Origin of the sequence: Bacillus swezeyi (genome assembly GCF_001969815.1) — a bacterium.
GTDB classification, from domain to species: domain Bacteria; phylum Bacillota; class Bacilli; order Bacillales; family Bacillaceae; genus Bacillus; species Bacillus swezeyi.
In genome coordinates this window covers 60391-85368 of the sequence record NZ_MRBK01000002.1, presented here as the reverse complement: position 1 = coordinate 85368, position 24978 = coordinate 60391, and the positions used below count along the sequence as shown (strand labels likewise).

The 24978-nt window shown below is 41.8% G+C and carries 26 protein-coding genes, 1 tRNA gene and 2 pseudogenes; 19 read left to right on the top strand and 10 right to left on the bottom strand.

Features of this window, described 5'->3' with window-relative positions; genetic code table 11:
- Positions 1-309 (top strand): ArpU family phage packaging/lysis transcriptional regulator (locus BTA30_RS01815; RefSeq protein ID WP_094777270.1); only part of this gene is annotated, 309 nt, incomplete at its 5' end.
- Between the two features lie 272 nt (positions 310-581).
- Here the strand turns inward: BTA30_RS01815 and tnpA are convergent.
- A pseudogene (gene tnpA / locus BTA30_RS01810) lies at positions 582-780 on the bottom strand (IS200/IS605 family transposase); the annotation flags it as partial.
- A 182-nt stretch (positions 781-962) separates the two neighbouring features.
- A complete protein-coding gene (locus tag BTA30_RS01805) occupies positions 963-1256 on the bottom strand; it encodes a YozQ family protein (RefSeq protein WP_076758504.1) in 294 nt (97 codons plus the stop codon).
- A gap of 596 nt (positions 1257-1852) precedes the next feature.
- Here BTA30_RS01805 and BTA30_RS23615 point away from each other — a divergent pair.
- On the top strand, positions 1853-3724 hold the full coding sequence (locus BTA30_RS23615; protein ID WP_076758502.1) for a ribonuclease YeeF family protein: 1872 nt from the start codon (positions 1853-1855) through the stop codon (positions 3722-3724).
- A 14-nt stretch (positions 3725-3738) separates the two neighbouring features.
- Positions 3739-4137 (top strand): UCP019853 family protein, encoded by a 399-nt coding sequence (locus tag BTA30_RS01795; RefSeq protein ID WP_076758500.1) that lies wholly within the window; start codon positions 3739-3741, stop codon positions 4135-4137.
- Between the two features lie 416 nt (positions 4138-4553).
- Here BTA30_RS01795 and BTA30_RS01790 read toward each other — a convergent pair.
- From BTA30_RS01790 to BTA30_RS24055, 3 genes are all read right to left on the bottom strand, one after another.
- A tRNA-Arg gene (locus BTA30_RS01790) sits at positions 4554-4627 on the bottom strand.
- A gap of 109 nt (positions 4628-4736) precedes the next feature.
- Positions 4737-4919 (bottom strand): YjfB family protein, encoded by a 183-nt coding sequence (locus BTA30_RS01785; RefSeq protein ID WP_412677706.1) that lies wholly within the window; start codon positions 4917-4919, stop codon positions 4737-4739.
- Positions 4920-5342: 423 nt separating this feature from the next.
- Positions 5343-5477, bottom strand: a complete 135-nt coding sequence (locus BTA30_RS24055; protein WP_275667416.1) for a hypothetical protein — start codon at positions 5475-5477, stop codon at positions 5343-5345.
- 116 nt (positions 5478-5593) lie between these two features.
- Between BTA30_RS24055 and BTA30_RS01780 the strand changes: the two genes are divergently transcribed.
- The 4 genes from BTA30_RS01780 to BTA30_RS01765 all read left to right on the top strand — a co-directional run bounded on the left by BTA30_RS01780 (position 5594) and on the right by BTA30_RS01765 (position 10784).
- Complete coding sequence (locus BTA30_RS01780; protein ID WP_076758497.1) at positions 5594-6103, top strand: hypothetical protein; 510 nt, start codon at positions 5594-5596, stop codon at positions 6101-6103.
- A gap of 116 nt (positions 6104-6219) precedes the next feature.
- Positions 6220-8001: a DNA helicase RecQ gene (gene recQ, locus BTA30_RS01775; RefSeq protein ID WP_076758495.1), complete on the top strand. Its 1782-nt coding sequence runs from the start codon at positions 6220-6222 to the stop codon at positions 7999-8001.
- Between the two features lie 248 nt (positions 8002-8249).
- A complete protein-coding gene (locus BTA30_RS01770) occupies positions 8250-9044 on the top strand; it encodes a LysM peptidoglycan-binding and 3D domain-containing protein (protein WP_076758493.1) in 795 nt (264 codons plus the stop codon).
- A 150-nt stretch (positions 9045-9194) separates the two neighbouring features.
- Positions 9195-10784, top strand: coding sequence for a solute:sodium symporter family transporter (locus tag BTA30_RS01765; RefSeq protein WP_076758491.1), 1590 nt, complete (start codon positions 9195-9197; stop codon positions 10782-10784).
- A 32-nt stretch (positions 10785-10816) separates the two neighbouring features.
- Here the strand turns inward: BTA30_RS01765 and BTA30_RS01760 are convergent.
- A pseudogene (locus BTA30_RS01760) lies at positions 10817-11782 on the bottom strand (S66 family peptidase).
- Between the two features lie 53 nt (positions 11783-11835).
- Entirely contained in the window at positions 11836-12345 is a 510-nt protein-coding gene (locus tag BTA30_RS01755) for a GNAT family protein (RefSeq protein ID WP_076758489.1), read from the bottom strand.
- A 232-nt stretch (positions 12346-12577) separates the two neighbouring features.
- On the opposite strand from BTA30_RS01755, the gene BTA30_RS01750 reads away from it, so the two are divergent.
- The 6 genes from BTA30_RS01750 to BTA30_RS01725 all read left to right on the top strand — a co-directional run bounded on the left by BTA30_RS01750 (position 12578) and on the right by BTA30_RS01725 (position 18040).
- Entirely contained in the window at positions 12578-13558 is a 981-nt protein-coding gene (locus BTA30_RS01750) for a hypothetical protein (RefSeq protein WP_076758487.1), read from the top strand.
- Between the two features lie 153 nt (positions 13559-13711).
- Positions 13712-14245, top strand: a complete 534-nt coding sequence (locus BTA30_RS01745; RefSeq protein ID WP_076758485.1) for a DUF420 domain-containing protein — start codon at positions 13712-13714, stop codon at positions 14243-14245.
- A gap of 178 nt (positions 14246-14423) precedes the next feature.
- A complete protein-coding gene (locus tag BTA30_RS01740) occupies positions 14424-15629 on the top strand; it encodes a glycosyltransferase family 4 protein (RefSeq protein ID WP_076758483.1) in 1206 nt (401 codons plus the stop codon).
- Positions 15630-15642: 13 nt separating this feature from the next.
- The gene (locus BTA30_RS01735; RefSeq protein WP_076758481.1) at positions 15643-16149 is read left to right on the top strand and encodes a hypothetical protein; all 507 of its coding nucleotides are present in this window, start codon (positions 15643-15645) and stop codon (positions 16147-16149) included.
- A 224-nt stretch (positions 16150-16373) separates the two neighbouring features.
- Positions 16374-17012 (top strand): DUF1796 family putative cysteine peptidase, encoded by a 639-nt coding sequence (locus tag BTA30_RS01730; RefSeq protein WP_076758478.1) that lies wholly within the window; start codon positions 16374-16376, stop codon positions 17010-17012.
- Between the two features lie 41 nt (positions 17013-17053).
- A complete protein-coding gene (locus BTA30_RS01725) occupies positions 17054-18040 on the top strand; it encodes a polysaccharide biosynthesis protein (protein ID WP_076758475.1) in 987 nt (328 codons plus the stop codon).
- A 118-nt stretch (positions 18041-18158) separates the two neighbouring features.
- Here BTA30_RS01725 and BTA30_RS01720 read toward each other — a convergent pair whose 3' ends face one another.
- Together BTA30_RS01720 and BTA30_RS01715 are read right to left on the bottom strand one after the other, a co-directional pair.
- Complete coding sequence (locus BTA30_RS01720; RefSeq protein ID WP_076758473.1) at positions 18159-18809, bottom strand: lysozyme family protein; 651 nt, start codon at positions 18807-18809, stop codon at positions 18159-18161.
- Positions 18810-18896: 87 nt separating this feature from the next.
- Positions 18897-20243 carry an APC family permease gene (locus BTA30_RS01715; RefSeq protein WP_076758471.1) on the bottom strand — a complete coding sequence of 449 codons (1347 nt, stop codon included), beginning with the start codon at positions 20241-20243 and terminating at the stop codon, positions 18897-18899.
- A gap of 153 nt (positions 20244-20396) precedes the next feature.
- Here BTA30_RS01715 and BTA30_RS22955 point away from each other — a divergent pair, with 153 nt between their 5' ends.
- From BTA30_RS22955 to czrA, 3 genes are all read left to right on the top strand, one after another.
- A complete protein-coding gene (locus BTA30_RS22955; RefSeq protein ID WP_076758469.1) occupies positions 20397-20657 on the top strand; it encodes a YnfE family protein in 261 nt (86 codons plus the stop codon).
- 309 nt (positions 20658-20966) lie between these two features.
- The gene (locus BTA30_RS01705; RefSeq protein WP_076758468.1) at positions 20967-21791 is read left to right on the top strand and encodes an MBL fold metallo-hydrolase; all 825 of its coding nucleotides are present in this window, start codon (positions 20967-20969) and stop codon (positions 21789-21791) included.
- A 91-nt stretch (positions 21792-21882) separates the two neighbouring features.
- Positions 21883-22215 (top strand): Zn(II)-responsive metalloregulatory transcriptional repressor CzrA, encoded by a 333-nt coding sequence (gene czrA, locus BTA30_RS01700; protein WP_076758467.1) that lies wholly within the window; start codon positions 21883-21885, stop codon positions 22213-22215.
- A 37-nt stretch (positions 22216-22252) separates the two neighbouring features.
- Here the strand turns inward: czrA and BTA30_RS01695 are convergent, their stop codons facing one another.
- Positions 22253-22765 (bottom strand): CcdC protein domain-containing protein, encoded by a 513-nt coding sequence (locus BTA30_RS01695; protein WP_076758466.1) that lies wholly within the window; start codon positions 22763-22765, stop codon positions 22253-22255.
- Positions 22766-22935: 170 nt separating this feature from the next.
- Here BTA30_RS01695 and BTA30_RS01690 point away from each other — a divergent pair, with 170 nt between their 5' ends.
- The 3 genes from BTA30_RS01690 to BTA30_RS01680 are packed head-to-tail and all read left to right on the top strand — an operon-like array spanning position 22936 to position 24664.
- The gene (locus tag BTA30_RS01690) at positions 22936-23871 is read left to right on the top strand and encodes a helix-turn-helix transcriptional regulator (protein WP_076758465.1); all 936 of its coding nucleotides are present in this window, start codon (positions 22936-22938) and stop codon (positions 23869-23871) included.
- 53 nt (positions 23872-23924) lie between these two features.
- Entirely contained in the window at positions 23925-24197 is a 273-nt protein-coding gene (locus BTA30_RS01685; RefSeq protein ID WP_076758463.1) for a zinc ribbon domain-containing protein, read from the top strand.
- Positions 24194-24664: a GyrI-like domain-containing protein gene (locus BTA30_RS01680; protein ID WP_076758461.1), complete on the top strand. Its 471-nt coding sequence runs from the start codon at positions 24194-24196 to the stop codon at positions 24662-24664. The genes BTA30_RS01685 and BTA30_RS01680 overlap by 4 nt, the downstream gene beginning before the upstream one ends.
- The last annotated feature ends 314 nt before the right edge of the window (positions 24665-24978 follow it).

Genomic DNA, 24978 nt, shown 5'->3' with positions numbered 1-24978 from the left:
AAAAGATATAAGGCTTTGAAGGTTCAGCTTGAAAACAGGAAGGAGCGGGAAGCAGCTGGGATGACTGGCCTTTTCCCAAGGCTGAGGGATCAGCACTGTATAAATGAATTGAAAGTTTGTCAAATAGATAGGGCGCTCAAACAAAGTCTTGATGATGATGAATTGAAGATCATAAAGGCCAAGTATCTTTCTTCAAAGAAAATCAAGGATATTGAAATTTATATGGAGATGGGGTTGAAAAAGGACAAATATTATCAGATCAAACGGCAGGCCATTGATAATCTGGCGACAGCTCTCGGGATTATCTGAGTTAAGACTCTTCAAAAGCCCGCAATACCATTTACTTTAGTAGCCTAAAATCATCTCCTTTAAATCAATGATTTTCAATCCCTTATCAATTTGCTATTGCGGTGGCCCAATACCTTTTTCAAATGGTGAAATATTGTTAAAATTTTACATATTTAGCATGCTTAATGGAAGGGTGAAGAGGTTGGATGGAATCTCATCTGCAGAAGTGGGGATGAAAAATAACTGAGTGGTATCATTACACTCAGAAATTCAATGAAGACACACTTAATTTAGACCAACATATGTACATGATCTTTACACGCTGTCGCTTCGATAATCTCCACACCTTTTCTTTCATATAATGTACGTAGTATTTCTCCAATGTCCTTTTTAATTTCCCCATAAATAACTTGTCTTCGGTACTTCGGCGTAAATACGATGTGATACTTACAATTCCAAGTTGTGTGCTAAACTATTAGTGTCTTTTGACATAAAAACTTCTCCGTATGCTGATATTTTGGTTGGCGAACCCAAAATATTTTAGCACCCAGGGGGAGTTTTTCTTAATACCACGCTGAAAGCTTTTTGGAACCCTAGGCTTAACCTAGGGTTTTCTTTTTCATAATCAAAAACGGAACTAACTTACCCTTTCAAAGTTAGTTCCGTTAGAATGACTAGTCCAAATTTTGATCGATAGTCCCTTCAAAATAGTCATCACTGACCTGTTCATGAGTTTCAGCCAATCCTTTTTCCAATTGCGTGGTTCCTTTATAATCCGAGGCGTTGAAATGTTTCCCAGCCACATCAGTGGTGTCATTTATGTTTTCTTTGTTATGAGTTTGTGTTTCAGTGTTTACATTCTCTGTCTTAGCGCTGCTATCTAAAGATTGCTGAAAATCATCATCCTTGTCTAATGAAGAAAATCTTTTGTAATCATCCGGTCTGTCTGCTCCATTTTTTTGAGTCACGTTACTCACTCCATATTTGAAATTTTACTTTGTCAGATGGGATTAAGACAAAAACTTATTTATTTTGTTCTTTTAGGATCATTTGCTTTGAAAGCTGTTTCAGTCTCGCGGTCATTTCTATTTGAATTCCTTTTTACTCAATGGTTTCACTCCTTTACGAAATGTGTTGAAATATCAACTCTTCTTATTCTGTCTGTTGAGATGGTATTCATTCGCTTTTTTTCGTTGACTCTTTCCCATTAGGCAAGAGAGTAGTTTCAAGCTAGCGTATTAGAACCCATATCAAGGTCATTTTGATACTTTTCATTAGCCCACTGCGTATATGAAGAGGCTTAAGAGAGGATGTTACGAAGGGATGCTTGATATTAGTCATGAGGTAAGGGTTTATAACCAAATATTGTATTTTGTTCATTAAATAACTCTCTACAGTGGAGTGGATTTTGATTGCTTTATTTAGCTCACTTAAATGAGATTGGGTTTTTTGACCTATCTCTAAAGATTCATTTTCATGGATAGATAGGATTTATTCACCAATTGTTTTCCGTATAGTGGTAAGCTCTATACTGATTGTAACTTTAGTATTAGAGGGGAATGCCATGAAGACTCTTGATGTCCAGGGGTTGCACAATGCAATTGATCAAACGCTGGAACAATTAAAAAAACAATCAGATGAAATTGCGAAAGTCAAAAAAAGCGTTGACGGTATCACATCACTAGATGATGCCTTAAAAGGAAAAGGCGGGGACGCCATTCGCGCCTTCTACGAAGAATGCCACACCCCGTTTCTGCGGTTTTATGAAACTTTCATCGAAGAATACGAGTCAGCTTTAAAAAAAATCAAAAATGCACTGAACTCCCTTGAACCCAATCACAACGGATATATTTCGCAAGCCTTTCTCGAACACGATCTGGAACAAGGCTTAAACGCGGCTGATCGAACAACGAAACATTTGGTTTCCAAAGCTAACGCCACGATCGCGAAAGTCAGTCATATTGTCGATTTGCCGGATTTGAATGACAATGATTTTCATGAACAGAATCAGAAAGCGCTAAAGGAAATCAGCACAACTCTTGAAAAGCTGCATGCGTTTGACAGGGAGCAGACAAACGCTCTGAAAACTGCTAAACAAGACCTTGAGACGATGCAAAAATACATCACAAGGCTTGAAAAAATGTATACAGGCCCTAAAATTGAGATTGCCGGATATCAAAAAGGATCGATATTAAAGCCGGATGAGATGGATTCTTTGCAGCTTAATGAAGAGACACCGATGGAAGTCATGTTGGATAAACTCGAAAATAAATCAGAACTTGAAAAAGAAATTAGCGAAGTTGACGAACAGGATATTAAACTTTACAAGTTAAAGAAAAAGCTCGAAAATGCCTCCGATTCAGAGGAGTATATTAAGATTGCTAAAGAGATTGGGTATGAAAATCTAGATTCAGATCAGAAGCTATATGTATGGCTGCTGGAGAAAAAGAAGTACATAGAGTTCGATTCGATTGGATTTGTTGGGGGTGTAAAAGATAATCTCGTTGATACAGGTATTGGTTTATGGGATTCTGTAACCCACCCTAAGGAAACACTGGAGGGCATCGGCAATGCAATTATTCACCCCGTAGATACCTTTAACATCATAAAAAAGGATATTGAGGAATCCTTTGAGCGAGATGTGATCAATGGCGATTCCTACAGTAGAAGTCATTGGTTCGGATATGCCCTTACAACGGTGGGAACATCGATAGTAGGCTCAAAAGGTGCAGACAAATTAAGCAAAGTCTCGAAAGCCGGGAAAATTGGAAAAGCTGGATCTAAAGTAAAGGCAGCTACTAAGCAAGCAACGAGCAAAACGATTAAGGTTTCGAAGGAAGCTTTAGAAAAAAATGTAGCGTCTTTCAAAAAGTCGATGCAAAGGGTTGCTTCAAAAATAAAAGGGATACATATACACAATCCTTTTGCACCTCAAATTCAGTTGGCTGGTGGGGGCAAAGTACCTTATCATGTTATTGAAGGTGAAAATTTTAAAAAGACGCTTATTCAGCGTATTGAGAAAGTTTTCGGGGGAGAGAAAGGTGCGAAGACAGCTAAGAAAGTTTCGAAAGTGGAGAAACTACCTAATAACTTTGCAGATAAAGAGAAATTAGTGGGCCATTTTAAAAAGCATGGGAAAGAGTTTCGAGGTATGTATAGAAATGCTGATGAATATTTAAAAGGGGCTCAAGATCTAGTTAAGAACGGAATAAAAGTTCAGTATCGATATAAAGTAAAGGGTGGAAACATTGAAATTCGAACAGGGTATGTTAAGTTCATGGGGAATAAAAGGAAAGGCGGGGAAGCTAAGTTTGCGTTTGTAGGTACGAATAATCAAGGATACATTACTACTTATCATGTTGAGAGTGGTAAGGACTTTTGGAAGATGTTGAATGATGATAAGAAGAAAAAAGTGATTAATCCTGTTCATAAATAAGAGGTGACTATTCTGTGATATATAATGTATTTGTAAAGGGATTTAATGAACATATAGAAGAAGAAGTTATAATCGAAATAAATGGTATAGAGTTAGTAGGGTTTATGCCATTCGGTATCTCGTTCGAACCTGAAAAAGGTAAACAATATCCAATCACAATTTCTTTAGTAGTTTTAGATGATTTAGAAGTCCAAGAGGAAAAGGATGGGGAAAGCGGGTTCTTTCGTATTGATGATAGTTTCTCTTATATCATTAAGGGTACCTTTAACCTTGAAAAGAAGACTATTAATGCGGGATTGGAACTAAGCCTTGAAGATGAAATTGAGGAATTTATAGATGAAATGTGGCCATACGATGGCAAAAAAATTCAAATTAGAGTTGATAGAATTAATGTCGAGTTTTTAGAAGAATAGTTAAAAAACCCTTGATTGGCTATTGCCTTTCAAGGTTTTTTTATGTTCAAATCCGAGAAAAAACCGACAAAAAGGGGGATGAAATGGGGGACTTTTTCTACTCCGTTTTGTCATACGATAGAGACAGGAAAAACGAACGTGAATATGGAGAGCCTGCGGACGCTGATCTTTTGCACACTGATGTTGTGCAGCTGATTGGTGGCCGCTTTTTTTATGGTCAGAATGGGAGACGCACTTTTTGATTGTCAAAAAATGACATTTTTAAACGTGGGATTTAATTGCTTTGCGAGCAGAGTTTGCATTAAAAAAACCCGCCACCAAAACGATCAGAGATACATCATATGCCGATCAGGAACGATAAACAAAAAAAGAGGCAAACCCTTTGTATGCAAGGGTTTGCCTCTTCACATTTAAAACGTCCCAGGAGAGATTCGAACTCCCGACACACAGCTTAGGAGGCTGTTGCTCTATCCACCTGAGCTACTGGGACACAGAACAATATTATAGTATAAAACACTGAAAAAATAAAGGGGGACGGCATCTTTTTTTGTGCCTGAATGGAAAAACATGCATCCAGGTTCTGAATGCATGTTTGATTTCTAGCCTTTCAGGTCAATATTGTGGCCTGAAACAGGGTGAGGCGCTTGCATCATGTCGATCAACTGTCCCGCACTTTGCTCAGCGGTGTCTAAAGCCGTCTTTGTCAGCGACATGTGAACGTTTTGAGCAAGTGCGGATTGACTCAATGCTACAGATAGAGCAGCAATATCCAAAGTAACCACCTCCTTATCATCTAATATCGGATGAATAAGGGATGTCTTTATTCCTGTTTTTTAATCTGAATATTCAAATGATTCCATCGGTTTGCTAATATAATTGTACAACGGGCAGTGACTCCATGAGCAAGAAAAAGTCCGCATTTGCGGACTTCAAGTTAGTACAGTTTAGACATTCTTGCCAAGTTCAACAGCGTCTTCGTTTGCTCCTTCACGTATGCGGCTGTCATTTTATCCTTATCAATAACGGTTTGGCCCGCTGCTTTCACAGTGTATTCTTCTAAAATGGCACAAGATCTTGATCGGGTTTACTGTATTTGAGATGTTTTCCGATTGAGTTGAAGCAGAGAAGACAGTCTGCAATTCCGGCCAATACCTTTTGATGCTGTTTTGTATCCGCCATTTTTTCAGAATCCCTTTCACGTCGTTCTAACGTTTTTTGTTAGATTCCTCTTCCAGCAGCCCGATGATTCTATCATTCTGTTTTACGAGTGTTCTAAGGAGTGCAATCATATTTCCGGTAAACCCAATCAAAACCAACAGCAGCACGGTCATGATCCACATTGCAGATGCACCTCTTGATTTGAAAATTATTCTTATGGCTGCAATATATCACCCTGGATTCAATATGACAACAGCAAACCGGCAGCTTTTTAAATTTGAAATGGAGGCTGATTTTTATGAATTGGTTTGAATTTGTATCCGCGATCATCCAGTCATTGGCATGGCCTGTCACATTGATTATGTTCGTTTTGCTGCTTAAGGAGCCTTTATCTGAACGGATGAAGGAATTAATTAAATTGAAATATAAAGACTTCGAGTTGGAATTTGATCAAAGGATTCAGGCGCTCGCTTCTGCGCGGAAAAAAACTCCCGCTGTCAAGGCCGCGGGCACAGCGGGAGCCGTAATTGAAAACGCATGGTTTGAGGTCGAAGAGGCATTGCGCCAAGCTGCAAAAAGGCTTGATGCAAGGGGTGAGCATCAAGAGGTTCAACTTTTGATTCAAATGCTTCATGAGCAAGGAGCTTTAACAAAAGAAACGGTGTTTATGTTATCGGAACTTTCGAATTTAAAAAGGCATGCCGTTTTAAACGAAGCGAGTTTCGAGGGTGCTTTGGCATACAAAAAGCTTTGCAGGGAGGAGGCGGAGAAAATTCGCTCGATGGCTGAAAAACAGACAGCTTTTTGAAAAATGCTTTTTCAGGATTCATTTCGCTGTTTTTGTCAGGGTGATGGTCTGTCGGCTTAAATATGATATGATGGAGGAACAGAAAGAAGAATAACTAAAGAGAGGTTTTCATTTTTATGCTAGAGAAAGCCGAAGCATTATTACAGCAATATTTTGGCTACCCGTCACTGCGGCCGGGACAGCGAAAAGCCATTCAATCTGTTGTTTCAGAAAAGCTTGACACAGCGTGCATTATGCCGACTGGCGGGGGCAAATCGATCTGTTATCAGATTCCCGCGCTGCTTATGGAAGGAACGACCCTCGTTATCTCTCCTTTAATTTCACTGATGAAGGATCAAGTGGATGCTTTGAATCAGCTTGGAATCAGCGCTTCCTATGTGAACAGCTCCCTTGACTATAACCAAACTGCTGAACGTCTTTCCACTTTGAAGAAAGGCGGCTATAAGCTGTTTTACGTCACACCGGAGCGTTTAACCTCTCCTGAATTTATTCGCGTGATCTCCGATATTCATATTCCGCTCACAGCGATCGATGAAGCCCATTGTATTTCACAGTGGGGGCATGATTTCAGGCCGAGCTACAGACATATCGAAGGTTTTTTAGACGAACTCGGCACCCGTCCGGTCGTACTGGCCCTGACGGCTACCGCAACACCTGAAGTCCATGAAGATATTTGCGCACAGCTCAGCATTAAAAAAGAAAATACCATTTTCACCGGCTTTGCAAGAGACAATTTGACATTTAAAATTCTCAAAGGCGAAAACAGAGACCGTTTTATCGCGTCATATATTGAAAAAAACCGTTCCGAGGCAGGGATTATCTATACGGCGACAAGGCGCGAGGCCGAGAGAATAGCGGACAACCTTTCTAAACAGGGGATAGCGGCCGGATATTATCACGGCGGAATGCATGATGAAGAAAGAGGGCGGCAGCAGGATCTCTTTTTGAATGACGGCATCAGCGTGATGACCGCGACATCCGCTTTCGGAATGGGTATCAATAAATCCAATATCCGCTACGTTATACACTATCAAATCCCAAAGAACATGGAGAGCTACTATCAGGAAGCGGGACGGGCAGGGCGCGACGGCCTTGACAGTGAGTGCATCCTCTTGTTTTCCCCTCAGGACATACGGCTTCAGCGTTTTTTAATCGAGCAATCGACCGAGGATGAAGATATTCAGGCGCAGGATGTGAAAAAGCTGAGGCAAATGGTAGACTTTTGTCATACTGAAGGCTGTCTTGAGCGGTTTATTCTCTCTTATTTTGGCGAAGAACAGGCAGAAGACTGCGGAAGATGCGGAAGCTGTCTTGATACGAGAACGTCGACAGATGTCACGAAGGAAGCGCAGATGGTATTATCGTGCATCATCCGAATGGGGGAACGGTTCGGAAAAACGATGATTGCACAGGTTCTGGCCGGTTCCAAAAATAAAAAAGTGATCGAAAACCGCTTTCAGCAATTATCGACTTACGGTATCTTAAAGCACCAGTCGGTTCCCGAAATCAGCGATTTTATAGAATTTTTAATAGCGGATGAGTACATACAGATGTCAGACGGCACATATCCAATTTTGTTTGTGACAAATAAAGGCCGAAATGTTTTGCTTGGACGAACTGCGGTGGCCCGCAAAGAAAAAATGAACACCGCTCAAATCGTAAAAGATGATGAATTATTTGAACGGTTAAGATTGCTGCGCAAAAAGCTTGCCCATGAGCAGGGCGTACCTCCTTTCGTCGTCTTTTCAGACGAAACATTAAAGGAGATGAGCGGCAAAATGCCCCAGACAGAAGAGGAGCTCATGTCTGTCAAAGGAGTGGGAGAACAAAAGAGAGCAAAATACGGTGCAATGTTTCTACAGGAGCTTAAAGCCTATAAAACTGAAAAAGAAGCATAAAAAACCCGATTTTATGATATGTAAAAATTTTTTTAGTAAATCTCTTTTTTAAGAATATGATCATGAAAGAACCCTTGATATGACTGTGTTTAAAGCTTGTCATGAAGATTTTACCATGGGTGAAAAATCTTTCTTGTAAAATAACTGTAATCAAAAACAAATTGTTTTGTTATTGAATTGACATTTTCATATGTTACGATTGCTCCTGTTAGCCGGACAATAAAAAGCTAACAAGGGAGGATTTACTTATGAAGAAGACGTTTGTGTCGGTTGTTGCAGCTGCAGCATTGTCGACAACTGCATTCGGAGCGAGTGCCTCTGCAAAAGAAGTAACAGTCCAAAAAGGTGATACACTTTGGGCGATCTCGCAAAAACAAGGTGTTAACCTGCAGGATTTGAAAGAATGGAATCAGCTTTCTTCAAATGTCATTATTCCTGGACAAAAGCTGAACGTTTCTGAAAAACAGACAGAAAAGAAACAATATACCATCAAAAAAGGGGACACTCTCTGGAAAATCGCCCAAAAATACGGCGTTACAGTGAATGATCTCAAAAGTTGGAACAACATAAAATCAGATATTATTTACCCAAATACATCAATAGCTGTCGACGGACAGGCGACAATTCAGGCAGCAGCGAAGCCTGCGAAAACAACAGCTTCCGTTCAAAACGAAGCGAAAACCGAACAGCCTGCACCTGCTCCTAAGCAAGAAAAAGAGACGGTATCCCGTTCAAATACATCTCAAAGTGCGGCAAAAGAACTGACGGTTACCGCGACAGCATATACCGCTAATGATGGCGGAATGTCCGGCGTCACCGCGACAGGAATTGATTTAAAAGCCAATAAGAACGCCAAAGTGATCGCGGTTGATCCAAGTGTGATTCCGCTCGGTTCTAAAGTGCATGTAGAAGGCTACGGAGAAGCGACTGCTGCAGATACGGGCGGCGCTATTAAAGGGAACAAAATCGATGTATTTGTTCCTAGCAAATCCGCTGCAAAAAATTGGGGCGTTAAAACCGTCAAAGTAAAAGTTTTAAAATAATAGATTGATGATTTGCAAGGACACTGAGCATAGGACATGGCCAGTGTCTTTTTTTATTATGCATCACACTTGTTATGTTTTTTCAGATTGGCAAATGGGTAGTTGAATAGATAAACCCATCAAAAGCTGATCAAAGGAGATGTGGAAGTTTTGCTGTGGATTGTCATCACTTTCTTACTGATCAATGCAGGTATCTTTATTTTTTCTTGTCTGAGGACGAAAGATATTAATTTGAAAACCTCAGACGGATATTTTCTCGGCGGCCGCAGTTTGACCGCTCTTTATATCGGAAGCTCTTTGCTATTGACCAATTTATCGACAGAACAAATGGTTGGATTAAACGGGCAAAGCTATTCTGGAACGATGAGTGCGATGGCCTGGGAGGTCACAGCTCCGATTGCGCTCATCATGCTGGCGTTCGTGTTTTTGCCGCGATATCTCAGCTCCGGGGTTTCGACAATACCCGACTTTCTTGAAAAACGATATGATCAAAGGACGCGGCAAATTGTCTCAATCCTCTTATTATTAGGCTATGCGACATCTTTTCTGCCGACGGTCTTATACTCTGGAGCCCTCGTTTTGGATCAAGTATTCAGCATATCTTCCGTGCTAGGAACCAATACGTTTACAACAGTATTTTTGATTTCGCTGTTCATCGGTTCTGCCAGCTGCTGTTACATATTTTTCGGCGGACTTAAAGCTGCGGTATCCGCTGATGCCATATATGGCATCGGTTTAATTCTCGGCGGGCTGTTCATATTTGTGCTTGGGCTCATGGCAATAGGGGACGGCAGTCTGCTGAACGGCTATACGGAGCTGACCAGTGTCCATAAAGAAAAGCTGAATGCCATAACAGCGGACAACTCTGCAGAAGTTCCCTGGCCGGCGATTTTGACCGGTCTCTTGGTTAACAATTTGTTTTATTGGGCAGTCAATCAGTCGATCGTTCAGCGGGCGCTCGGAGCCAAGAATTTGGCGGAAGGGCAAAAAGGGGCTTTGCTGGCCGGGGTTTTTAAGACGATCGGCGTGTTTTATCTCGTCCTTCCGGGTGTTATCGCTTTCCACCTATATGGGGGAAACATAGCCAATCCCGATACCGTCTATCCCAAGCTGATTGTAGATTTGATGCCGACCGCACTTGTCGGAGTTTTTGCCGCTATTTTATTCGGCGCAATTCTCAGCTCGTTTAACGGGGCGCTCAACAGTACGATTACATTGTTCACATTGGACTTATACAAGCCGATTTATAAGCCGGATGCGAAAGATGAAGAGCTTGTCACAACAGGCAGGGTATTTGTCGTTGTGCTCGCGGCCGTATCTATTATCATCGCGCCTTTTATTTTGTTTGCGCCGTCAGGGCTTTATAATTATCTGCAGGAGATGTTCGGGTTTTTCAATGTGCCAGTTTTAGCGGCCGTCGTCGTCGGATTCTGCTCAAAAAAAGTGCCGGCATTAGCCGTGAAATGGGCCATTCCCGCACATATTGCTCTGTATACCGTTTCAAAAGTTTTCTTTGGCCATATCCATTTCTTATATATTTTAGCCGTTTTATTTCCGTTTTCGGTGCTGCTTATGCTATTCATCGGCAAGATTCGGCCGCGGGCCCGGGAGTTTAAGCTTGAAAGAAACGCCCGTGTTGATCTGCAGCCGTGGAAGCATGCAAAACTGTCCTCTATTTTGGTCATTTGCTTAATGGCTGGTATTTATCTTTTATTTTCTCCATGGGGGCTTGCTCAATAAAGAAGAAAGGCAGAGGACTAAAGCCTCTGCCTTTAATGTTTCGTGATATGAAGGCGGACTTTGCCTTTTCGTGCAACGATCCGACAACGTCCTCCGATTGGAAATGTAAAAAACGGAATTGTGTGGCCAAAATCGATATTTGCGATGACTGGTATTGAAGAAAGTTCTTTTTTGGTTTGAATGATTTTTTTGAGCAGGCCGATCTACACGCCGGATGCTTGCTGAAAGCGGCCAATGACAACTGCTTTAACAAAAGAAAAATCGTGAAGCTGAAGCAATGACTGCAAATCCCGGTCAAAAAAAGCCGCCGAAGATTCCCAGTCATCTTCCACAAACAAAACAGCGTCTTTTAAATCAGGGAAATATTCCGTTCCTTGAAGAAGGTTGAGTGTACATCAATTTCCTCCGAGGATCTTGCCGTCTGCTGCACCTTCATTGATCACAATCGGGCCGTCATTGAGCTGCGGCTGTTCTTTTGTCCAGATTTCATCGCACCGCCATTCAGATGGTTCAATTTCGAACGGACTGTCTGAATAGATACACTTTAAAAAATAATCTTTCGTATAGTTCAAGCCCTGTTTCATTGAAAAACTGGAAAAATGAGGACCAGAATAGGTGACAAGGCCTGTCTTTTGATATATTGCCGAGGCGAGGGCGGTCATATCCGAAAAACCGCAGAAGATCTTAGGTTGGACTTGATCAGCCCTGTAATCCAAATGGGTCAGAAGCTGATTGCTGTTATAACCGCCAAGGACACCCAAAATCGCTTTGACTTCCGGGTCTGAAAATGCTTCATGAAGATCGTTGACTCTGGATTCAATGCTGGAAGAGGCAAACGCATCAATCTCTTCTGCATGGGCTGAAAATGAGACATGAAACCCAAGACGTTCGAGAACCATTTTTGCTTGTTCTATTTGCTCTGTCTTTAAAAGGGACATGCTTCTTGAAGGGGCGACCACTCTGATTTGATCGCCGGGTTTTAATCTGGAAGGATACATATGCTTCACCTGCTTGTCTGTTTCCTTCCATTTCATCATAAATCGGCCATCATTTAAACATCATACCATTGAATTTCTCCTGATTTGGCGTCAGGATCAATCGTGACATCAAAATGATGCTTTTCATAAAAATGAATTAAGCGGTTTACATGATCCCAATCCCGTTCGGCGATGTCTCCGGTAATGACTGGGATGTTATGTTCACGGGCTTTTTCTTTTAAATACTTCATACAGATGGAACCGTAGCCATAGCCTGCCGGTCCTTTAATATCCCCAATATGAATCGCTCGTTCTTCTGCGCTGTAGGAGGCCACGAGCGAAAAATCGCATCTGCCGCGATATGGCGACTGGCAGTCGCTGAGCATGATCTTGCATGTCCGGCCATCATCAATCGAATGGACGATCATCCATTCATCATCTTTCGATTGATCAATGCCGAGCACCCGCGAATCTTTTGAAATATCCTTCATATTTTCTCGCATCCGAAACAGCTGAAATTGCAGGTCATTCAATTCCTTCTGCAAGTCGGAGCTGTCTTTCTGCAATTCTTCTTCTGTTAACATAAAATATGCTCCTTTCCATAAAAAACATACAGTTTTCGATTATAGTAGAAAGAATATGAATTTGCAAATCGATCTCTAAAAATAAATTTTAATGTAATTTTAAGCAAAATTTTCACATTCTATTATTTTTTTTATGATAGAATGCTTATGACTTCTGGTGAAAATCACTGGGATACATGACTTTATATCCTCTTAAACCCAGAAAAAAATATGACAAAAGGAGCGTTTCATTTTGAAGAAAAAAAATTGGTTTCTATTTTTGCTGCTGTCAGCTTTTGTTCTAGCATTGGCTGCGTGTCAGCAGGCTGATCCAAAAGGATCATACGCAGCTGCTTATAAAAAGCTTCTTGCTGCGGATTCATACGAATTTTCGAGTGATATCGGATTGAAAGTAGATGCTTCCAATCTGGGAGCTGAGGATAAGCAAATCGCTGACATGCTAAACAATGCCAACATCACAATCAGCGGAAAAACAGATGCGAAAACAAAACAGTCAGAAGCTGTGATTAAAGCTCAGCTCAAAGTTCAAAATATGTCGTTTGATTTCGACATTCCGGTTTATATGGACGAAAAGAAACAAGTCGGCTATATCAAAATTGACAGTGTGCTAGACAGCTTCGGTATTTTCCTTGGAACAGCCGGCATGAATTTTGACAGTGTGAAAGGAAAATATCTTGAATTCCCGCTTGATGAAGACAAATCTTCTTCAAAAGATACGGAAGAAATTCAAAAACAAGTGATGGAATCCATCCAAAAAGCTGCGGACAACCTGCCGGCAGATAAATTTGAAAAGGCAGACTTGACAGATAAAGAAAAAGAGCAGGGCGCTAAACAGAAAGTCGCATTCAGCTTTAGCGACAAAGAAATCAAAGCAGCGGTTGTCAAGTTCATCGAGATCGCAGGAGATGCTACAGGAGAAGCGGTTCCGAAACAAGAGCTCGACAAGATTAAAGATGGATTGAAAGATATCACGTTCAAGAAATTTGATGTGACATCAACAATTGATGACAAAGAAAACCTTTTGACTGAAAATGCGGATATCTCAATAGGAGTTGACAGTGAAAAAGCGCCTCAATCATTCGGCATCACGACATCAACGACTTACAAAAATATTGACGGTGACGTGACATTCGATCACAAACCGAAAAAAGAAGATATTGTGACAGAAGATGAATTACAGAGCCTGATGGCAGCTGACGCAATGAATTTCTAGGATTTTGACCCTTGATCCTCTCCAGGTTTTTACTTGGAGGGGATTTTTGTCTATTCTATGTCTAAATTCTGACGAACAGAGCGAAAACGTTGACATTCCTCTTAAATTTGCATACGATTTGGATAGCTTGCACAATAGGAGAGATTATTCACTATGAGTCATACAGAAAAAAATAAAAACTATACAGGCATCGTTGTTGCTTTGACGCTCATCATCAACGGCGTCATCGCGCTGCTGTTTTTCATGCCGAAAAGCGACAAGTTTGCCCACTTGGACTTGACTTTTTTGCCTCTGCTCAACGCGGTCTGCAATAGTTTTACATTTATTTTTTTAGTTGCCGCGCTGATCATGATCAAGCAAAAAAATATTAAAGCGCACAAACGGTTTATTTTTGCCGCTTTTACCACGACGACAATCTTTCTTGTTTCATACCTGACGTATCATTCGCTGATGCCTGACACTCATTTTGGAGGAGAAGGGATCATAAGGCCGATCTACTTTTTTATCCTGATCACACACATTGTGCTGTCGGCTTTGATCGTTCCGCTCGCATTATTTACTTTGTTCCGGGGCTTGAGCATGCAGGTTGAACGCCACCGCAAGATTGCCCGCTGGACGATGCCGCTATGGCTGTATGTCAGCCTGACAGGTGTTCTCGTTTATATGATGATTTCGCCTTACTATTAAAAAATGAAAAAGCCGCGCGAAAAACGTCGCCGGCTTTTTTTTTGCCTTCTCATCTGCAAAACATTTTCTTCCTTAAAAAATATTGCGCTTAAAAATAGATAATCGTCTACACAAGATATAGAGATAGTAAATATACATAATTAGAGCATTTTAAAAGAAATGAAAAAGGGAGATGCATATGAAAATACTTCTTGCCACTTATTGGAATATACCCCATGTAGGTGGTGTATGGACATATATGGTCCAACTGAAAGAAAAACTTGAGTCATTAGGACATGAAGTAGATTTACTCGGATTTGGGGACGACAACAGCATTGTTCATATTGTGAATGAAAATCGCAGCATAGAAACAGATCAGCTCCTTCCTTTGGTAAATACAATCATGAAGGATATTCCAGAAATTCAAGTAAATCAATTGGTCAATTATACCGAGATTCAGCGTTGTGTTTATGAGCTGGCAGCCGCTTATTTAGGCTTAGAAAAATATGATCTGATTCATGCGCAAGATGTCATCTCTAGCACAAGCCTCAAAAGGGTGCTTCCCAAAAATACGGCACTTGTCACAACACTTCACGGTAATGTCGCTTACGAAATCAGGGACCAGCTTAAAACGATCCACAAATCCTCCACACCTCATATGGCAAGAGCATATTTTGACCATCTTGAACAAAAGGGTGCCACATCAGCGGATACGACAATTGTCGCCAACAATTGGCTAAAGAACATTTTAACGGGAGAATTTTCGGTTCCTAAGCGGCAAGTCCGCGTCATGCAGTACGGATATGATATTGAAGGTTTTATAAAACGGATGAACACAAAAACAGCGGAAGTGCCTCAGACAGACAAAAAAGTCATTCTATTTACCGGAAGGCTTATTGAAAACAAGGGTGTTCATCATTTACTGTCAGCGCTGGGCCAGTTAAAAAACACTCGGAATGACTGGGTATGCTGGATTGTAGGGGAAGGGGAGAAGCTCGCAGGGCTTAGAATTCTAAGTGACCAGCTTGGTCTTTCAGATGACGTCGTCTTTCTGAAAAATCGTGATGATGTACCTTATCTACTGTCCCTTGCCGATATGTATGTTCTTCCGAGTCTATTGGATAATCAGCCTTTATCTGTAATTGAAGCACAAATTGCCGGGGTTCCTGTTATTGTTAGTGATGCCGGAGGCCTGCCTGAAATGGTGAATCATGAAGTGACTGGTCTTATCGCGCCTAAAGGGGATGAGAATGCTTTAGCACATTTGCTAGGCTGCTTACTGGAAGATGATGATTATAGAACAACATTAGGAGCAAACGCCAGTGAGTTTGCCAAGAAACATTGGGATATGGATCAAGCTGTCAGAAATGTCCTCGATGTTTATCAAAATACGAATAAGTATTAAGGAGTGAGGTCAAATGAAAAATCAAATTATCAATCATTTGCTCGAGACTTTAAATAAAGAAATGGATGCAGATTGGTGGGCGAAGTATTTGGAAATGCTTTTCGAATTGGCTGAAGAAAGGGTAAAGCAACCACAGGACAGCTCTTTGGTTTCCACGGAAGAACCGGATTTAGGAGATGTTGACGACAGCATTAAGCCTTTATTGACAGATTTATCTTCCATCTTTAATGATATGAACAGTGTTCTTTTGGAGAGTAATGAGAGGATTTTAAAGGATATTCAAACAGCAGCAGCCTCAGGTAATATGGATCGTGAAGATTTAGAAGAAATCATAGCATCATTGCCTACAGATGCCGTTTTAACCGAATCTGAAGAAACGAAAATTAATCAAAGTTTAAATCAAGATGTTTTAAAGACGCTTAAAGAATCATTACCTGAAGATCATACTCTTGCCAATACTGAAACAGTAAAAATTCTGCAAGCAGCAGAGGGCAATAGAGAGGAACACCAAAACATTTAAAACATTAAGTTATGATAAGCCTTCGAAAATCGAAGGCTTTTATTTTATCCTATTATTCTCATTTTCCGCTATTTCTCTTTCAAATCATGAAGGAATAGGTGGCTGTCTTTTACCTTTCCCGCGCATGCGGCATACAATACTAAAAAGTAGAGCTTTGCTTCAAATTTCCCTATTAACGGAATCAAAGCTAGTTTTAATAGGAGGGATAACGGGGTGTTAGGAACATGAATTTAAAAGTCATAGAAGGCCATTATGATGCCGTTTTCAGCTTAGGACATCTTTGTTTGGCGGCCATACAACTGAGAAAAAATAATTTAAGGCCGTTTGCAGGTCCTCTCGACTGGGTGAGTATTCATTCCCTCACAGATCTTAACCGCCTTCTTCAAAATAGGTTTGCAGGTTTTATGGATCCGAAGAACCTCAGAATAATCGGCTATAATACTGGAGAAAAAAAAGAGGGTTCTACTATTTATGTAGTGGACGACTTTTATAACATTGGCTCCGTCCATGATTTTGATGCAGAAGAAAATACACTTGACCATTTGGCAACTTATCCTGCTGTAATGGAGAAATTCAACAGAAGAATTAATCGTTTTTTAGAAAAAATGTCAACAGGCAGCCGACTGTTATTTGTCAGAACAGAAGGCAGTTTAGTAGAAGCGCAGGAACTTGAACGCATTTTATCAGATTTGGTTCAGCATGACTTCCATGTCCTTCTGGTGCGGCATTCTAACGTCACGGGCATTGTCGAAAAGAATTGGCCTTTGCAGAAAGTTTGCGCTGTTGAATTACCTGATAAAGAAATATGGGAATCAAATAATGATTTGTGGACATCGATGCTTGAAGGAGTCAAAATCGGATAGCAATATATTTCCATCCGATGTTTACTGAAGGAGGAAAAGGGATGTTTGAGAATAAAACAATTTTTATTACTGGGGGAACAGGATCTTGGGGCCATGAACTCATCCTTCAGCTGCTATCCTTAAACCCTAAAAAAATCACGGTGTTTTCCAGGAATGAAGAAAGACAGGTTCAAATGAGAAGGGAGATTGAAGATCCGAGGCTCACATTTTTCATCGGTGATATCCGCGATCGAAAAGCCCTTAATTCAGGGCTTAAAGGAGTCGATTACGTATTTCATTTAGCCGCGCTGAAACATGTACCGGTTTGTGAGGAACAGCCGCTTGAAGCCTTGAAAACCAATGTAGCAGGGACAGAAAACGTTATCGAAGCAGCCATCGAAAATAATGTGCAAAAAGTGATCAACGTATCGACTGACAAAGCGGCAGACCCTGTTAATTTTTACGGAATGACAAAGGCGATCGGTGAAAAGCTGATCGTTTATGCGAACCAGCTGTATGGAGAAACGGCCTTTATTTGTGTAAGAGGAGGAAATGTGCTTGGAAGCAGCGGAAGCGTTCTCCAGCTTTTTAAAGATCAAATCAGCCAAAAGAACCAAGTGACCATCACGGATAAGAGAATGACCCGCTTCTTTTTAACAAAGGAAAAAACGATTCAGTTGCTATTAAAAGCTGCGGTTCATGGAAAAGGCGGAGAAATTTTCATCATGAATTCGCCGGCTTGCAAAATATTAGACATGGCCGAGGTTCTGATTGACATATACGGAAACAGCGGCACTTCTATCATGGAAAGCGGAGTAAGACCGGGTGAAAAACTTCATGAACTGCTGATTTCGTCTCATGAGCGCCAGCATGCTGTTTCATTTACGGAGGATCTTTCAGTTGTGCTTCCTACGGTCAATATTCCGGAACTATACGCACATTACGCCGGGTGTGAGCCTTTAAAAACTGAAAAGTTAAGCTCAAAAGACCTATTAATTTCAAAAGATGAAGTGAAAGAGATGATGAAAGCGGGCGGTTTTTTAGCTTAATGTCAAGGGATGGATATTTGCGGACAGATCAAAAGCATGGCATGCGATCAGCAGGCGATGCTTATGTTCGCTGCGGTTTAACCTGACGAACCGGGCGGAGGCCCAGCACGTCAGCCGGTTAATGCTCCAGTGTTAAACCTTCAATATGTTCTTCTACCTTTTTTGTCCGTTCCATTACTTTTTCCGTATACGAGAAATCACCGTAGCAATAAGGGTAGCGGAAATTGTTCTTATCTCCTCCGCAGTTATATAGATCGGGATTCTTTTTCACTTGTTCTTCGGAAAATTCCTTTGCCAGTTTTTCCGTGTGTTTCCCGCCGTGCTGAGAGACATAATCGATATAGCCTGATCCCATATTATAGCTTTGAATGATCGTTTCTAAATCGACTCCTTTTTTCTGTCCCTTTTGATACATATCTGCAAAATGGCGCACACCTTGTTTAATACTGGCTTTCGGATCATCGATTTCATTTCGCTTCATACCGAGAGATTCCGAGGACTGTAAAGGATCATTGCCTCTGCCTTTTGATTCTTGATACATCATTCCCAATAAGAGAGAAGTGTATTGCGGCAGCCCCTTCTCTTCGAGTTCTTCTTCTACAAAAGGCTTGTAGTCTGTTAATCTCTCGATAATATTCGTTTCAGTATCGAGAGGAAGCCATTTCAATTGTTCCTGGCCGGAGAGGGCAAAGAATATGATCAAGGGAACAAACAAAAAAACAGACAAGCAGCCTGCTCCGGCTAAACATCCCGATTTCTTTCTCTTCAATGGTTTCACCTCTGTAACGCCCTAGTGCAAAACAGTATACAACCCATTTATTATGACACATATTAATCATGAGACCAAGCGATATCATCAGCGCTTCTGTTGATAATTTTGATCAAATCCAAAAGTGACATCCGGGAGGGACCGCACCCTGAACCAAAAGTATAAAAAGCCTGCAATCAGCCAAACGGCTCCTATGATTAAAGCATTTTTGCTGAGGCTTAACAGCAGCCATCCGCAAAACAAGGCTCCCAAAAAAGGCAGAATCAAATAGCGCATCACATGTAATATTCCTTTTTCCCGCCGGCGGATGTAGTAGTGGCCGATGACGGACAGATGCACAAATATAAACCCGATTAAAGCGCCGAAGCTGATGAACGAATAGATGACCTCTAATTCGCCAATCATCGCCGTCAGTGAAATCAGCCCGATGAATATAATGTTTAAAACCGGGGTTTTCAATGTCGGATGAATATAGCCGAAAAAGCGCTTCGGCAATGAATTGTCGCGTCCCATTGCATACAGCAGCCGTGAAGCGCTCGCATGTGAGGATAGGGAGGAGGAAATCACAGCCACCATCGTCCCCGCTAAAAAGAAAGACCGCAGAAAAGCGCCGCCGGTATAAAGGGCGATCTCCAAAGATGCCGAGTCGGCATGCTGGAAGCGATCATAAAATGGATATACCTGCTGCATCAGATAGGACATCACAGTGAACAGCGTTCCGCCGACTGCAACCGTTAAAAAGATGGCCAAAGGAATATTCTTTTTCGGGTGAATCGTTTCTTCCGACATCGTGGAAATGGCATCAAAGCCTAAAAAGGAAAAACATAAAATCGTCGCTCCTGACACAATGAGAGACGGCTTTAAATCAGGATGATAAAAAGGATCGGCTGAAATCAGCTTCCCAGTGCCAAGTCCGCTGGCAAGACCTGCGATCATAAATCCGGCAAAGGTCAGTGCAACGATCACTTGAAAGGCGACAAACAGCGCCGTAATGTTTGCTGTTAATTGAATGCCGATCATATTGACAGCCGTTATCGATAAAGCGAGCAAGACCACCCACAGACCGTGGGGAATGTCCGGAAAAGCCGCTGACAGATAAGCGCTGCCGATCGCAAAATTCACCATCGGCAAAAATAAATAGTCGAGCATAATCGTCCAGCCTGCTAAAAATCCGGCATGGGGATGTATGCTTTCATATGCATATGTATAAACTGATCCGGCTTTTGGATAGGCTTTGACCATGCTGCCGTAGCTTAAAGCCGTCAGCAGTAAAGCGGCGACCGTGAATAGATATGCCGCCGGAACATGTCCTTTTGTCATCTGGGCGACCACACCGTATGAATCAAACACAACGAGCGGATCCATGTAAGCAAGACCGATCACGACAAGCGGACCGAGTGTAAGGCTTCGTCTAAGTGCACTTTCGTTTTTCAATGATTTCTAAAACTCCTTATGGTTCAGATGATGTAAATTAAACATATTTTAAATGTTTTTTGATGTGCTAGCAAGCGTGTAAAAACCCTTTTTTTGCAGTATAAAAACATCATGTTTGGCAAAAGCTTTTAAAAAAAGCAAGGAGAATGTCACATGGATGATCTAGAAGGCTATCTAGAAGCTGTAAAGCGAAATATGGAGACGATGACCGCATCTGATTACGATGGAAAAGAAGAAGATTTAAGCAAACAGCAGGAAGAGATCGAAAACTATGAAAGACAGATCAAAGAGAAAAGCATCTCAGCCGAAGGCTTTGATCAAATTGTTGACGCGGCTGTAGATTGTGCGGCTGGCGACATTACATTTTCCCAGCTGGAGCATGTCTATCAGCAAGCAAGCAAACAGCATCCGTAAGATCGGGTGCTGTTTTGGTTATAAATGAGTCTATTATGCTAATACGGAGATAGAGCTGATAGATTTCAAGATGATCTCTCTTTTAATCAGGATAATGCAAAAAGGGACGGGAAAATGCACCTGATGGACCGCACATCATTTTATTCGCCGTTTCCAGCAGCTTCTGTTTTAGCTTGAAATGCCAAAGCTTACTCCATAGGGCGGTGCAGCTAGATTCGCGAATTGGAAAGAATATCAACCGAAATGACTAAAAATTCAAAATAGCTTGATTGGAATATGGTAATCTAAGATAGAAAGGGGAGGAGAAATTTGAAAAACTATATTTGTACAACTTGCGGTGTACAATATGATCTAAGCGCTGCACCGCCTGCGGAATGCATCATCTGCAATGAAGAAAGGCAATATGTCAACCCTGACGGTCAAGCATGGACAACACTTGAAGAGTTGAAGCAAAGCCGCGCATTTCAAAATGAAATCTGTTTTGAAGAGGAGCATTTGTACAGCCTCACGACAAAACCGAGGCTTGGCATCGGCCAAACAGCCTATTTGATTCAGGAATCCGGCTTTCATTTGCTATGGGACTGTATAACATATTTAGATCAAAAAACAATTGAAGATATTAAAAAACTGGGCGGCATTCAAGCGGTTGCTCTGTCACATCCTCATTACTATTCAACTCAGGCAGAATGGGCTGAAGCCTTTGATGCGCCGATCTATATTCATGAGGATGATAAGGAATGGGTGCAAAGGCCGAGTGAGCGAATCGTGTTTTGGTCCGGTGAATCTCTTGAACTATCTGAGAGGCTTACTTTGCATCGGCTGGGCGGTCATTTTAAAGGCGGAGCCGTGTGTCATTGGAAAAACGGAGATGGCGGGAACGGAATCCTGCTCACGGGGGATATCATCCAAGTCGTGCAAGATCAGGAGTGGGTCAGCTTTATGTACAGCTACCCCAACCTGATACCGCTGCCGGCCCGCAAAGTGAAGCAAATGGCTGATCAAGTGAAGGACATCCCGTTTAACAGGCTGTACAATGCTTTTCACCGGGCAGTGAAAAAAAGCGCCGGAGAACGTGTTCAGCAGTCTGCCGAACGATATATAAAAGCCGTTGATGGGACGCTGTTCTCTACATAACCGAAACATTGAAGCATAGCGGATAACTTTTCAATCCGGTATGTTTTAGTATATGATATGAAGGTAAATGTCGCGCGGAAAAGGTGAGTACATGGACGAGCACAAACAAGAAACAACAGAAGAACAAGAGCGGGCTGAGCTGGATGAAGAAACCCTATTTCTTGTCTCACAGACGTTTAAAGCGCTCTCAGACCCAACGAGAATTAAAATCCTTCATTTGCTGTCTCAAGGCGAGCATTCGGTAAATGAAATCGCAGAAAGGCTGAGCCTTCTTCAGTCGACCGTTTCTCATCAGCTCAGATTTTTGAAGAATTTGCGCCTTGTGAAATCAAGAAGAGCGGGGACTTCGATTTTTTATTCCCCTGAGGATCAGCATGTCTTGGATGTCCTTCAGCAAATGATCCATCACACACAGCATGACTGATCATATAAAAGGCAAACTCGGCACAAGAGTTTGCCTTTTATACTGAGCGGTTATCCTCTATTTTCCCCTTTTTTAAAACAAAAAAAGAGAAACCGACATAATAAACAGCCAGTACAAAAAAACCGATCATTGTCGCCGGATCTTGTGCAAAAAACGCCCCGTATGCTGCTGAACCGCCGTTTATTAAATCACCTTGCTGCACATTGATTTCGATGATTCGGGAGAGAAACCTGTATAAAAACAAGCAAAGTACAAGCAGTTCAACCCATAAATGTGTCCGAAAATAAATTACGCCATCGCGATTTTCAATGGATACATTTTTAAGCGCATACGCTGTCAGCATGAGTCCGAGTATGATGCCAATCAAATCGTAAAGGTATGATAAAGGATGAAGGGCGCTCATCGTCAGGAGGAACAGGAAAATACCGGAAAAAATAACGATTCTGAACATCATGCGCACAGGCTTTAATGGCTGAAAACCGACGGACCGTTTTAATCTTAAGTAGACGATCAAAACAATGGCGAAGAGCTGGGCAAAGTAAAGTGTAATTTTTTTAAAACCTCCTTTCTAAAGGAGTATATGTCCAAACTGTTTCAATCGTAACCTTAAAGTTTAGTTTTGAAGAGAAATAGGACGGAGATCCTCTTTTTTGTTATTTTAAGCATCACCAGTTGTGCTAAAGTAAAGAATAAAAACGCATGGATAGAGAGGGTTTATTTATGAAAATTGACCGGCTGCTGGCGATCGTTATTTTATTAGTCAGAAAACGGCGCGTACAGGCTAAAGAGCTTGCTGATATCTTCGAAGTTTCGGTCAGAACGATCTACCGGGACATTGAAGCGATCAATCAGGCCGGCATCCCGATTGTCACCTCACAGGGAGCAGGCGGGGGAATCAGCATCATGGAGCAGTTTCGCCTGGAAAACAAGCTTCTTTCAGCAGATGAGCTGGCGGCGATCACCACGGCGCTGGAAAGCGTTTCAGCGACCTATGAGGCATTTCAGCAGGGAAGCGCGCTGGAAAAGATCCGCCTTCTCGTCTCAGAGGAAGAAATGCCTGCGTTCCGCGAAAAAACGCAAAAGTGGTTTATCGATATCTCATCCTGGGGGGAAAGCACGGGAATAAAGGAAAAGATCAGACTTTTGCATCAAGCAGCGGACAGCTTGAATATCGTATCTTTCACATATGTAAAAAGGGACGGACAAACAGGAGAACGTCTCACAGAACCTCACACACTCGTTTTAAAGGCGCGGCATTGGTATCTGTATGCTTATTGCCTTCAAAGACAAGCGTTTCGTTTTTTTAAGCTGGTTCGAATGAAAGACATCAACATTCTGCCCGGACAGTTTCAAAGGAGGGAGGTCAATTTGGCCGCTCTTCCTTGGGAGACAGCATGGCATAAGCCGGAAAACATGACAAAGATCACCCTTCTTATCCATCCGTCAGGAGAGCTTTTGGCGAGAGAATTGTTTGGTTCTGAAGCCCTTACATATGAAAACGGCAGATGCACCGCCTCTATATCCTATCCCGATGATCAGTGGCTCTATGGGTTTTTGCTTCAATTCGGAACCCATATCGAAATCGTTGATCCCCCTCATGTCCGTCAAAAAGTAAAAACATTGGCGAAGCAAATTGTTGATTTATATGAAACTTGACACAGTGCTGTCAGGTTTCTTTTTGTATGCTTTTGATAAAGGAGGAATGATCAATGGAAACATTATATTGTCAAAGCTGCGGGATGCTGATGACTAGCGACCTGCTTGGAACAGAAAAGGATGGAAGCAAAAACCGCGACTACTGCATGTACTGCTATGAAAATGGAGAGTTTAAGCAGCCTGATGCCACCCTTGAAGAGATGATTGAGATATGTGTGCCTTATCTAAAAGAGGAGGGCAAAACAGAAGCGGAAGCGAGAGCGCTGCTTGAAAGCACGCTCCCGCATTTAAAACGATGGATAGCAACAGGGGAGCATGCAGGATGAGCTTCTCCCATTTTGAAAAATTGAATGCAAAGTTATTTACAGGGATATCGACTGTAACGAGCAATGAAGAGGAAGCTTCTGAAAAGGGCAAAATTCCTTCAATGTGGGAATTGTTCCAGAAAGAAAAGCCGCTGCCCGCATTTCAAATCCCTCGTGATATCATCGCGCTCTATTCCGATTATGAAACAGATGAACATGGCACATATACATTTTCAATCGGAACTTTTATTGAACAAGAACAGGACGTTTTCAATGTCATGACGCTTCCGGCCTCTGAATATGCCGTCTTCATCTCGCGGCGGGGCCGGATAGAAGAAGTAGTTATTGAAACATGGCGGGAAATTTGGGAGTGGGATCAGAAAGCGCTTCGTACATATACCGGAGATTTTGAGGTGTATGATGAAAAAACAGCTGATCGGGACAATGCTCAAGTCGCCATATATGTAGCTGTGAAGCGCGGAATCTAAATGTCTTAAAAAACGAAGATTTACAAAAAACTTGCAGTTTTTAGGCTCACAAGCCTTCAAGAGATAATGGCCTCAGCGGTTCAAGCTGTCAGCAGCATAAAAACAGCCCCGGGTTTTATGAGCGACCTTTATTCCAGAGTCTGATCAACACAAACGAACCTGAGGAAGCGGGCGGGAAAAAGGTCAGCCTTGTGCTCTCAGGTTTCAGAGAAGGTTCATCCATTCACGCTGTCAGCATCCTGCATGGATGGGCAGTACTCAGGCAAAGCAATGCTTTATTAAATAGATGAACATCTCGAAATGAAGGCGTGCGT

Coding starts and splice junctions, on each gene's coding strand:
- BTA30_RS23615 (WP_076758502.1), top strand. CDS start 1,853: ATGAAGACTCTTGATGTCCAGGGGTTGCACAATGCAATTGATCAAACG.
- BTA30_RS24055 (WP_275667416.1), bottom strand. CDS start 5,477: ATGTGGATCATGACCGTGCTGCTGTTGGTTTTGATTGGGTTTACCGGA.
- BTA30_RS01780 (WP_076758497.1), top strand. CDS start 5,594: ATGAATTGGTTTGAATTTGTATCCGCGATCATCCAGTCATTGGCATGG.
- recQ (WP_076758495.1), top strand. CDS start 6,220: ATGCTAGAGAAAGCCGAAGCATTATTACAGCAATATTTTGGCTACCCG.
- BTA30_RS01770 (WP_076758493.1), top strand. CDS start 8,250: ATGAAGAAGACGTTTGTGTCGGTTGTTGCAGCTGCAGCATTGTCGACA.
- BTA30_RS01755 (WP_076758489.1), bottom strand. CDS start 12,345: ATGTTAACAGAAGAAGAATTGCAGAAAGACAGCTCCGACTTGCAGAAG.
- BTA30_RS01745 (WP_076758485.1), top strand. CDS start 13,712: ATGAGTCATACAGAAAAAAATAAAAACTATACAGGCATCGTTGTTGCT.
- BTA30_RS01740 (WP_076758483.1), top strand. CDS start 14,424: ATGAAAATACTTCTTGCCACTTATTGGAATATACCCCATGTAGGTGGT.
- BTA30_RS01735 (WP_076758481.1), top strand. CDS start 15,643: ATGAAAAATCAAATTATCAATCATTTGCTCGAGACTTTAAATAAAGAA.
- BTA30_RS01730 (WP_076758478.1), top strand. CDS start 16,374: ATGAATTTAAAAGTCATAGAAGGCCATTATGATGCCGTTTTCAGCTTA.
- BTA30_RS01725 (WP_076758475.1), top strand. CDS start 17,054: ATGTTTGAGAATAAAACAATTTTTATTACTGGGGGAACAGGATCTTGG.
- BTA30_RS22955 (WP_076758469.1), top strand. CDS start 20,397: ATGGATGATCTAGAAGGCTATCTAGAAGCTGTAAAGCGAAATATGGAG.
- czrA (WP_076758467.1), top strand. CDS start 21,883: ATGGACGAGCACAAACAAGAAACAACAGAAGAACAAGAGCGGGCTGAG.
- BTA30_RS01690 (WP_076758465.1), top strand. CDS start 22,936: ATGAAAATTGACCGGCTGCTGGCGATCGTTATTTTATTAGTCAGAAAA.
- BTA30_RS01685 (WP_076758463.1), top strand. CDS start 23,925: ATGGAAACATTATATTGTCAAAGCTGCGGGATGCTGATGACTAGCGAC.
- BTA30_RS01680 (WP_076758461.1), top strand. CDS start 24,194: ATGAGCTTCTCCCATTTTGAAAAATTGAATGCAAAGTTATTTACAGGG.